8 protein-coding genes are annotated in these 10296 nt (G+C 60.0%); 4 read left to right on the forward strand and 4 right to left on the reverse strand.

The genetic code is table 11. The annotated features are described in order from the left end of the window. Positions 1-224: 224 nt before the first annotated feature. The 4 genes from APH41_RS16835 to APH41_RS16850 all read left to right on the forward strand — a co-directional run bounded on the left by APH41_RS16835 (position 225) and on the right by APH41_RS16850 (position 5858). Complete coding sequence (locus APH41_RS16835; RefSeq protein WP_003193064.1) at positions 225-413, forward strand: hypothetical protein; 189 nt, start codon at positions 225-227, stop codon at positions 411-413. A 186-nt stretch (positions 414-599) separates the two neighbouring features. After that, entirely contained in the window at positions 600-2525 is a 1926-nt protein-coding gene (locus APH41_RS16840) for an IucA/IucC family siderophore biosynthesis protein (RefSeq protein ID WP_054920200.1), read from the forward strand. Beyond that, entirely contained in the window at positions 2515-3735 is a 1221-nt protein-coding gene (locus APH41_RS16845; protein WP_054920202.1) for an MFS transporter, read from the forward strand. Before APH41_RS16840 ends, APH41_RS16845 begins: the two co-directional genes overlap by 11 nt. A 2-nt stretch (positions 3736-3737) precedes the next feature. Then, a complete protein-coding gene (locus tag APH41_RS16850; RefSeq protein WP_054897824.1) occupies positions 3738-5858 on the forward strand; it encodes a TonB-dependent receptor in 2121 nt (706 codons plus the stop codon). A 66-nt stretch (positions 5859-5924) separates the two neighbouring features. Here the strand turns inward: APH41_RS16850 and APH41_RS16855 are convergent, their stop codons facing one another. The 4 genes from APH41_RS16855 to APH41_RS16870 all read right to left on the reverse strand — a co-directional run. Beyond that, positions 5925-6470 (reverse strand): DUF2058 domain-containing protein, encoded by a 546-nt coding sequence (locus tag APH41_RS16855; protein ID WP_014719402.1) that lies wholly within the window; start codon positions 6468-6470, stop codon positions 5925-5927. Between the two features lie 25 nt (positions 6471-6495). After that, positions 6496-7329 (reverse strand): nucleoside triphosphate pyrophosphohydrolase, encoded by an 834-nt coding sequence (mazG, locus tag APH41_RS16860; RefSeq protein WP_034128320.1) that lies wholly within the window; start codon positions 7327-7329, stop codon positions 6496-6498. Positions 7330-7482: 153 nt separating this feature from the next. Continuing rightward, positions 7483-9726: a GTP diphosphokinase gene (gene relA / locus APH41_RS16865; RefSeq protein ID WP_003193076.1), complete on the reverse strand. Its 2244-nt coding sequence runs from the start codon at positions 9724-9726 to the stop codon at positions 7483-7485. A gap of 120 nt (positions 9727-9846) precedes the next feature. After that, positions 9847-10296, reverse strand: a 450-nt coding sequence (locus APH41_RS16870; RefSeq protein ID WP_156359061.1) for a methyltransferase domain-containing protein, incomplete at its 5' end; no start/stop codon positions are given.

Raw genomic sequence — 10296 nt, forward strand, 5'->3', positions numbered from 1 at the left:
CGATAGCGGTGCCGAGGTCAACCTAGCCAACCTGAACATGAAACTTTTGTCATAAAGCCGCTGCGATGGCGACGCAATGCCTTGGTTTACAAGGCTTGCAGCATTGTTGCGTTCCCCGCAATGAATTATTGCGCGCAAAATCAGTTTACTTAGCAAGCTAACAAATCATATAACAGAGGCCTGCGACGACTTGCCGCAGATCAACCAGAGATTGGAGCAAGCAGATGACTGTAAAAGTAACTGAACGCGACGATGAACATATGTCCCATGAAGCAGTAGGCCACGGGATTCACATCTGGGATGTCCATCAGCAAGACGTATTGGTCGGCATGTTTCACAACGAGAGCGACGCCCACAACTATAAAAACGAGCTCGAAACTCTCGAACTGCAACGCCAGGCAAAAAGCTCCTGAAGCTCTGAAATCATGTGGACGCCCGGCCCACGCAGCCGGGCCGTTTACGAGAAACCGCGCCTTTGGGGCGCGGTTTTTTTGTCAATAATCGCCATAAATTAATGTAACAAAAACACACAAAAATAATGATTCTCGATATCATTCGTTCGCTTTTCATTCAGGCTCACGAATCAGGGAATCAATTAGATGCATGGAAATAGCAGCAAGCCAGAAAACGCGTTACTGGAACGCTGGAGCGAAGCACTTGCCACTGCGCAATTTAAGGCCAGCCACGTCAGCCTCGAAGCCCTGATCAATACGCTGGCACCTGCCGCCGAACGTAGCTTCCAACGCCTGATCCAAGCATTGTTTCGTGAAAGCCTGCTGGACCCCAGCACTCTCCTTTATGACGAACATGGCCATTGCTCGCTGACACTGGCTTGCCAGGCCCGATTGCGTTTCGAACATTTGCACCCTGGCCGCATGGCAAGCTGGGACCTGCGTGGCGAAGTCATCCTGTTGCGCGAAGGCCAGCCCGAACAGAAAATCCAGTTCCCCTCACAGTTGTTGACGTTGCTTAACGCCAGCCTCGAGTCGCCTGCCGACCGGGAAGTGCTCAACCGCCTCAACGTAGAGATCGACGACAGCTTCATCAACGACACCTTGTGCCTCGCCTTCCATGAGCAATGGACGCTCAAGCTGCATGCGTCAATGGACCCGGTGCATCAAGACAACCTGCTGAGTCATCTCAAGAACAGCCCGAGCGTTATCAACCCGACTTCCGTGCTTGAACAGTGGGGAACATTGGGTCACCCATGGCACCCCAACTACAAGACCAAGCTGGGCCTGAATACCGCACAAGTCATCAACTATTCGCCGGAGTTCGAAGCACGCTTCCCGGTGCTGCTGTGCGCGCTGCATCGCCAGTTTGCCCATGTCGAAAAGTTGGCCGGTACCGCCGACTACTGGCAGTGGTGGAGCGAGCACTTCCCGCAGGCAGCACGGCAATTGACCGCAGCCCTGCAAGCGCAGGGCCTTCAGGCAGACGATTATCTGCCGTTGCCTGCCCACCCTTGGCAGGCACGCCAGGAGTTGCCTCAACTGTTCGCCAACGAAATCGGCGACAAACTGCTGGTGCTGACCGATATCGTCGCGTTTACTGCCCACCCCACCATGTCATTCAGAACCGTGTTGCCTGAAGGCCGTCGCGATGCACCGATGGTCAAACTGCCCGTGTCACTGCGCCTGACCAGCGTACAGCGCACCGTATCGCCGCGGTCAGCGCGCATGGGCCCACGGATCAGCCATCTGCTGCTGAGCATCCTGGAACGCGAGCCTGCGATTCAAAAATGCCTGAACATCGTTCCCGAGCGGATCGGTGTGCATTTCCAGCCACAACCGGCCAATGACGAGCACTCCCGCCACTTGGCGGTGCTCTATCGCGACAATCCCCAGAGCCAGCTCCAGCCGGACGAAATGGCCGTGCCGGTGGGCAGCCTGTTTGCCATTGATCAACACGGCCAGCCGCTGCTGCGCCAATGGGTGCGCCTGAGCCAAGGCAAGGATGACGCGGCGGCCATGCTCGCCTTCTTCCATGATTACGCGGCGATCAGTGTGCCGGCGCTGCTGGGCATGTATTTACGCTACGGCATCGCTTTTGAGGCCCATCAACAGAACTCCTTCATGGTGATGGCCGCAGACGGACAATTGAGCCGTCTTCTGTTGCGCGACTTCGGCGATATCCGAATCGACCGCAAAACCTTGCACGCCCACGGCCTGGACATTGAACTGCACGACCCGAAGATGACGCTGTACGACGACGCAGGTTTCGTACGGGACAAGCTGCTGCACACCGTTTTCATGTGCCATCTGGGCGAGCTCATCCTGCTTGCCGCGCGCCACTTCGACATCCCCCAGGCGCTGCTCTGGAATGAACTGTCAGCTCAGGTCAGCCAGTGTTTTGACGACATGCGCTCGCAGGTTGATCCGCAGCGCTGGGCCACCGAGCGCGAAGCACTGCTGGAGCAAGCATGGCCGGCCAAGTCGTTCATGCGCATGCGCCTGCTGGAGAGTCATGCCGATATCGTCGGGCGGTTGCCTAACCCGTTGAGCGCGGCCGCCAATGCCGACTAACAACACAGCGCTGCGGCTGCTGGTGGTGATTCAGTTGGTGTCGATGGGGGCGATGGAAATGAGCGGCCCGTTCTGGCCGCTGCAAATCCAGAAGTTGCTGGGCACTGCAAATGCCCAGTACACCGGCCTGCTGTCTTCGCTGGTGTATGCCGGGCCGATGATGGCAGCGATGATTCTCACACCCATGTGGGGGAAGCTGGGCGACCGTACCGGCCATAAGCCCATGATCATCCGCGCATTGCTGGCACTGGCGGTGTGCCAGGCGCTGGCTGCGATAACGCCTGATCCGTGGTGGCTGGTGGTCATCCGCGTGGTGCAAGGTGCGTTGGCCGGCTTCATTGCAGCGGCCCAAGCCTACGCACTGGCCTGCTGCGGCGAGGGTGGGCGCGGGCACATTCTTGCCAGGCTGCAATCAGCCACCGCTGTAGGCTCCCTGGCCGGACCGGTATTGGGCGGCTGGCTCATGGACATATCCGGTTTCGCATTGCTGTGCTACAGCGCCACCGTCGTCTGCCTGTTGTGCGCGATAATCAGCGCGTTTTTACCCAGCGACTCACCACGATCGAGACCTGCCCGCACGTCCAAGCCTGCCGCACTCCCAAGAGGCTGGATTGGCGCGATGCTGGGGATCATCGTATTGATCCAGGCAGCCAGGATGATGCCGCAACCGTTTTACGCCTTATATGTCGCCCAGGTTTTGCACGCGCCCGCGTGGCTGATCGGCGCCAGCTATGGCGCCAGTGCCTTGACCCTGGCACTGTCCGCGCCGTTGTGGGGCCGCCTGTTCGATCGACATCAGCCAGCCCATACGCTGCGCATCATCGAGTGGGTCACCTGGGCCTGCGCGCTCACGCTGGCCTGCACGGCGCTGGCCAGTGAGTGGTTGGGGTTCATCGCCAGCAGGCTGCTGTGGGGCGTGTGGCAGGGGGCTTTGTTGCCCGTGGCCTACACACTGATCGCCACTACCGTAGCGCACAGCCAGCAGGGTTTTGCCCTGGGCATGGGCAACAGCGCCGCGAAAGCTGGTGCGCTGTGCGGCGCATTGTTGGGCGGTATCGGCATGGGGTGGGTAGGCCTGGCACACAGCTTCTGGCTGGTCGCACTGACCTATGCCTTGGCCGCCGTGAGTATCCGCGCCATCCGTTCGTTTGCGCGAGCGCCTGAGACATCCGATTTTTCTGTCAATACTTCTAATAACTCTGAGACATGATCATGAACACATCGCAATGGGCAGTACTGCTGCCACTTCTTGGGTCAATAAGTGCCCCTGCCTGGGCCGATCAGACAGAGCAGACACAGGCAGCCCCGACCAGTCTGCAACTGCAGGCGACAGTGGTATCGGCCACGCGCAGCGAAACCAGCATTGCGCAGATTCCAGGCTCAGTGCAGGTGATCAATGAAGCGCAAATCCGCCAGCAGACCGGGGCAGGACGTCGGGTTGCAGATATCCTCGGCCAACTGGTGCCTGGCATTGCCCCTTCCAGCGGCGGCATGAGCAACTTCGGCCAGACGCTTCGCGGGCGCAATACCCTGATCCTGATCGACGGGGTTTCGCAAAACGCCACGCGCGATAACTTCCGCCAGCTCAACAGCGTGGCACCGGAAAGCATCGAGCGTATCGAAGTGATCTCCGGCGCCAGCAGCGTCTACGGCGCAGGCGCATCGGGCGGCATCATCAACATCATCACCAAACGCAACCAAGGTGAAGACCTGGCGTTCAGCAGCAAGATCGGCATGACCGCCGGCAACAACCTCAGCCACAAGGGGTTCGCTTACCAGGCGTTCCAAAGCGCCACCGGGCGCAAAGGCCCGGTGGACTGGTACCTCTCGGGCAACACCGTGCAGCGCAACGATCAGTTCGACGGTAATGGCAAGCGCATTCCCCAGGACACGTCCCAGGGCAGCAACATGGACACCGATACCTACGACCTGCAAGGTCGCTTCGGCTATGAGCTTGATGACGACAAGAAGATCAGCCTGTCGCTGCAAGACTACAAGGACGAACAAGACACCCGCTACACCAAGAACCCCCGCATCACCAGCAACGCAGTCGCCGTAAAAGGCCTGGACCTGGGCGACCAACCCTACACCCACAACCAGGCGGTCAACCTCAACTACGCCGACAAGGATTTCTACGGCCAGGGCCTGCAGATCGAAAGCTACTGGCGGCGGGCCGACGCCCTGTTCTTTCCAGACCTGTCCCGAGGCCGGGCAGGCGTGTCAGATAACAACAGCGTGCAGGACGTCTACGGCCTGCGTGCAGCGGTCGATACCCAGATGCCGGACATCGGCCCGGCAACGGGCAACCTGGTATGGGGCGCGGACTACGACCATGAAACCTCACGCCAGCGTGGCGACCAATACCGGGTCAATGGCCTGACCTACACGAAAACCGGTACCACGTTCGAACTGGGTCCAGATATCGAGACCACCACCAAAGCCATCTTTGGCCAGCTCTCCTACGACATCGACAACTGGACCTTGCGCGGTGGCGTACGTCGCGAATGGATTGAAAGCAAGGTCTCCGACAGCATCGCATACGGCGAAATCGTCCAGACCGGCAACCGCGCGACACTGCCCGGCGGCACGCTCAAATACGATGACACGCTCTATAACCTCGGTGCGGTGTACCACCTGACCGACAACCAGGATGTGTTCGTCAACTTCAGCCAGGGCTTTTCCCTGCCGGATATCCAGCGCTTCCTGCGTGACGTGAACAGCAAATACGATATCCAGGACCTCAATGCCCAGGCCTTGAAGGTCGACAGTTACGAGCTGGGCTGGCGTGGCGACTGGGACAAGTGGCAGGCCAGTGTCACCGCGTACGAAAACACCTCGGATGTCACGCAGTTCTATGATGCCAATGATCGTGTGCTGCGCCTGATCAATCAGAAAGAACGCGTGCGTGGCGTCGAAACCGGCCTGACCTATAACATCACCGACCAATGGTCCGTCGGTGGTACTTACGCTTACGCCAAAGGCGAGACCCAGCAGAACGGCAAGTGGATCGACCTGCCTGCCACCCGCATCTCCCCCGCCAAGACCACAGCGTTTGTCGGCTACGAGCGTGACGACTACAGCCTGCGCTTGCAGGGGATGCGCCTGGCCAATTATGACGCTGCGGCCAAGGACAACAACGGTCGCGATATCCAGGGCTACACCCTGGTCGACCTGCTGGGCTCGGTAAGGCTACCGGTAGGCCGCCTCGAAGGTGCGGTGTACAACCTCACCAACCGCAACTACCAGAACATGTTCGCCCAGGCCAACGCCCGCGCACCGTACCCGAATGCCGAGGGTCGTACCTTCAGCCTGAGTTACGCAGTGGATTGGTAACCGGTTGGTGCTGCACGCTTAAAACACAAACCCCGCCTTTTGGCGGGGTTTGTCATTTCCAGCGGCTTACCACATCAGATCATCAGGGATCTGGTAAGCGGCGTACGGATCATCCTCGTCCGGCACCTGGCTTTCGGTGAGGATGTTGAGCTGCACGATACGCTCCGGAGCGCGCTCCTGGATTTTAAGCGCCGCTTCCCGCGGGATCACCTCGTAGCCGCCGCCGTGGTGCACGATAGCCAGGGAGCCGTTGCTCAGCTTGTTGCGCATCAGCGTGTTGACCGACAGGCGCTTGACCTTCTTGTCATCCACGAAGTTGTAGTAGTCCTCGGTGGTCAGCTTGGGCAGGCGCGAGGTCTCGATCAGTTGCTTGACCTGGGCGGTACGCGCCTTGGCTTCGGCTTTTTCCTGCTGCTGACGGTTCAGCTCCTGGTCACGCTTGACCTTCTCGGCGTGTGCCTCAGCAGCCAGGCGCGCCTGGGTATCATCGACTTCGGCCTGGCCCTTGTGGACCAGGCGCTGCTGTTTCTGTTTCTCTTTGCCGACCTGCTTGGCCTGCTTTTGGTTGACCAGACCTGCTTTGAGCAACTGGTCGCGAAGGGAAAGGCTCATGGTGCTTACTCACTTAGGCAACTGCTCAACCGCAGCTGGACACATTCTTTTCCTGACGTTTGGCTTCACCCCAGAGGGCGTCCAACTCTTCGAGGGTGCAATCTTCTATGGGTTGGTGTGTATCGCGCAATGCCTGTTCGATAAATCGGAAACGTCGTTCGAACTTGGCATTGGCACCGCGCAAGGCAGTTTCCGGGTCGACCTTGAGGTGACGGGCCAGGTTGACCGCGGCAAACAGCAGGTCGCCGACTTCATCGGCGATGGCCGCCGCATCGTTATCGGCCATGGCTTCGAGCACTTCGTCCAACTCTTCGCGCACGTTGTCCACCACCGGCAACGCGGAAGGCCAGTCGAAACCAACCTGGCTGGCGCGCTTTTGCAATTTGGCCGCACGGGACAACGAGGGTAAGGCGGTGGGCACATCATCGAGTAGGGAGAGTTGCTCGGGAACGTCGGACTTTTCTGCGCGCTCCTCAGCTTTGATCTGCTCCCAGCGCTCCTTGACCTGTTCTTCGCTCAACTGCGGGATATCCAGCGGTGCGTACAGGTCGCCGGTTGGGAACACGTGAGGATGCCGGCGAATCAACTTACGAGTGATGCTGTCGATCACGCCGGCAAATTCGAAGCGCCCTTCTTCCCGGGCCAGTTGGCTGTAATACACCACCTGGAACAGCAGATCGCCCAGTTCGCCTTGCAGATGGTCAAAGTCGCCGCGCTCGATGGCGTCGGCCACTTCATAGGCCTCCTCCAGCGTGTGCGGGACGATGGTCGCGTAGGTTTGCTTGATGTCCCACGGGCAGCCGTACTGCGGGTCGCGCAGGCGGCTCATCAGGTGCAGCAGGTCTTCGAGTGAATACATCGTATCTCTTTCCGCTGAAAATCCAATGTGGGAGCTGGCTTGCCTGCGATGCTTGCGACTCGGTGCTTCAGTTAAACCGAGGTGATGCTATCGCAGGCAAGCCAGTTCCCACAGAAAACAACTCCACATGTCAGTCGGCTGTCATCCTGCTAATCATGGGGTGCGGTTGCGCCGGGTTTCGATGATGTTCGGCAACTGGGAAATCCGCCCCAGCAACCGTCCCAGTGCGTCCAGCCCCGGAATCTCGATGGTCAGGGACATCAATGCAGTGTTGTCTTCCTTGTTCGAACGGGTGTTGACCGCCAGCACGTTGATCCGCTCGTTGAGCAGCACTTGCGAGACGTCACGCAGCAAGCCGGAACGGTCGTAGGCACGGATGATGATGTCGACAGGGTAAGTGAGCACCGGCACCGGACCCCAGCTGACCTGGATGATCCGCTCCGGTTCGCGCCCGCCCAGTTGCAGCACCGAGGCGCAATCCTGGCGGTGAATGCTCACGCCACGGCCCTGGGTGATGTAGCCGACAATGGCGTCGCCCGGCAACGGCTGGCAGCAGCCGGCCATTTGCGTCATCAGGTTGCCCACGCCCTGGATCTGGATATCGCCACGCTTGCCCGGCTTGTAGCCAGTGGCTTTGCGCGGGATCAGCTCCAGCTGTTCGTTGCCGCGCTCCGGCTCGACCAGTTGCTGGGCCAGGTTGACCAGTTGCGCCAGGCGCAGGTCGCCCGCGCCGAGGGCGGCGAACATGTCTTCGGCGATCTTCATGTTGGCCTTTTCGGCCAGCTTGTCGAAGTCCACCTGAGGCAGGCCCAGGCGCGCCAGTTCGCGTTCAAGCAAGGTCTTGCCAGCGGCGACGTTCTGGTCACGTGCCTGCAGCTTGAACCAGTGGACGATCTTCGCCCGCGCCCGCGAGGTGGTGATGTAGCCCAGGTTCGGGTTCAGCCAGTCGCGGCTCGGCGTGCCGTGCTTGCTGGTGATGATCTCGACCTGTTCACCGGTTTGCAGGCTGTAGTTGAGCGGCACGATGCGCCCGTTGATCTTGGCGCCGCGGCAGTTATGCCCGATTTCGGTGTGCACGCGGTAGGCGAAGTCCAGCGGCGTGGCGCCCTTGGGCAAGTCGATGGCGTGGCCGTCAGGCGTGAAGATATAGACCCGGTCCGGCTCGATATCCACCCGCAGTTGTTCGGCCAGGCCGCCGATGTCGCCGAGCTCCTCGTGCCATTCCAGCACTTGGCGCAGCCAGGAAATTTTCTCTTCGTACTGGTTGGACCCGGCCTTGACGTCGGTGCCCTTGTAGCGCCAGTGCGCACACACCCCCAGCTCGGCTTCTTCGTGCATGGCGTGGGTGCGGATCTGCACTTCCAGCACCTTGCCTTCAGGGCCGATTACCGCCGTGTGCAGCGAGCGATAGCCGTTTTCCTTGGGGTTGGCGATGTAGTCGTCGAATTCCTTGGGAATGTGCCGCCACAGCGTGTGGACGATACCCAGCGCGGTGTAGCAGTCGCGCATTTCCGGCACCAGCACGCGCACCGCACGCACGTCGTAGATCTGGCTGAAGGCCAAGCCCTTGCGCTGCATTTTGCGCCAGATGGAATAGATGTGCTTGGCGCGGCCGCTGATATCGGCGTCCACGCCGGTAGCCTGCAACTCCGAACGCAACTGGCCCATCACGTCGCTGATAAAGCGCTCGCGATCCAGGCGCCGCTCGTGCAGCAACGTGGCGATCTGTTTGTATTGGTCGGGCTCAAGGTAGCGAAAGGACAAATCCTCCAGCTCCCACTTGATATGGCCGATGCCCAGGCGATGGGCCAGTGGCGCGTAGATGTCGAAGACTTCGCGGGCCACACGGTTGCGCTTTTCATCATCGGCGGTCTTCACCGCACGGATCGCGCAGGTACGCTCGGCCAGCTTGATCAGCGCGACGCGCACATCGTCGACCATCGCTACCAGCATTTTGCGCAGGTTTTCTACCTGGCCCTGGGTGCCCAGCACCATGGACTGACGCGGGCTGAGGCTGGCACTGATGGCGGCCATGCGCAGCACGCCGTCGATCAGCTTGGCCACCACCGCGCCGAAACGCTGGCTGACCAGAGGCAACGCAATGTGCCCTTCGCGCACGCCGCGATAGAGCACGGCGGCGATCAGCGAATCCTGGTCCAACTTGAGATCGGCGAGGATCTCGGCGATTTCCAGGCCAGTGCGAAAACTTGAAGTGCCTTCGGCCCACAGGTTCTTGGCCGCATTGTCTTGCTGTTCAGACTCACGAGCGAACTCGCAGGCTGCTTTCAAGGCTTCACGGTCCAGTGCCGGGTCGACACTGACGGCATGATCCAGCCATGCCTCGAGATTGATACTGCCGTCGGTGTTGATCGGCTGGTGTGCTCTCACCTGTACCATCTTGCTTACCTTCCCTACGACGCACCTTCGATGCGCCAAAATCATCGCCGACTTTACTGCGAGCTCCGTGGCAGTGTTCAGGCCCTGGAGAACGCAGGCCAGTCGGATTAAACGGGCATCCTAGCCCGCTTCAAATAACGCCATGGCCTCGACATGCGCGGTCTGCGGAAACATGTCGAGGATCCCGGCACGCTTTAGCCGGTAGCCTTGCTTGACCAACTCAACCGTGTCCCGCGCCAGCGTGGCTGGGTTGCAGGACACATACACCAGGCGCTTGGCCCCCAAGGCTGCAAGTTTGCGCACAACCTCCAGGGCACCATCGCGGGGTGGGTCCAAGAGTACCGCAGAAAAGCCCTGTTTGGCCCATTCTGCGTCGGTCAAAGGCTGGGACAAATCGGCCTGAAAAAACTGTGCGTTATGCAAATGGTTGCTGACGGCATTGAGGGCCGCACGGTCCACCATGGCCTGTACGCCCTCCACCGCCACCACTTCGCGTACGTGGCGAGCCAGTGGCAGGGCGAAGTTGCCCAGGCCGCAAAACAGGTCCAGTACCCGTTCGTCGGCTTGTGA

This window comes from Pseudomonas sp. NBRC 111138, from assembly GCF_001320835.1.
Taxonomy (GTDB): Bacteria; Pseudomonadota; Gammaproteobacteria; order Pseudomonadales; family Pseudomonadaceae; genus Aquipseudomonas; species Aquipseudomonas paracarnis.

What these genes read in the sequence shown, in the direction of transcription:
- APH41_RS16850 (WP_054897824.1), top strand. Translation starts at nt 3,738, where the DNA reads ATGAACACATCGCAATGGGCAGTACTGCTGCCACTTCTTGGGTCAATA.
- mazG (WP_034128320.1), bottom strand. Translation starts at nt 7,329, where the DNA reads ATGTATTCACTCGAAGACCTGCTGCACCTGATGAGCCGCCTGCGCGAC.
- APH41_RS16835 (WP_003193064.1), top strand. Translation starts at nt 225, where the DNA reads ATGACTGTAAAAGTAACTGAACGCGACGATGAACATATGTCCCATGAA.
- APH41_RS16840 (WP_054920200.1), top strand. Translation starts at nt 600, where the DNA reads ATGCATGGAAATAGCAGCAAGCCAGAAAACGCGTTACTGGAACGCTGG.
- APH41_RS16845 (WP_054920202.1), top strand. Translation starts at nt 2,515, where the DNA reads ATGCCGACTAACAACACAGCGCTGCGGCTGCTGGTGGTGATTCAGTTG.
- relA (WP_003193076.1), bottom strand. Translation starts at nt 9,726, where the DNA reads ATGGTACAGGTGAGAGCACACCAGCCGATCAACACCGACGGCAGTATC.
- APH41_RS16855 (WP_014719402.1), bottom strand. Translation starts at nt 6,470, where the DNA reads ATGAGCCTTTCCCTTCGCGACCAGTTGCTCAAAGCAGGTCTGGTCAAC.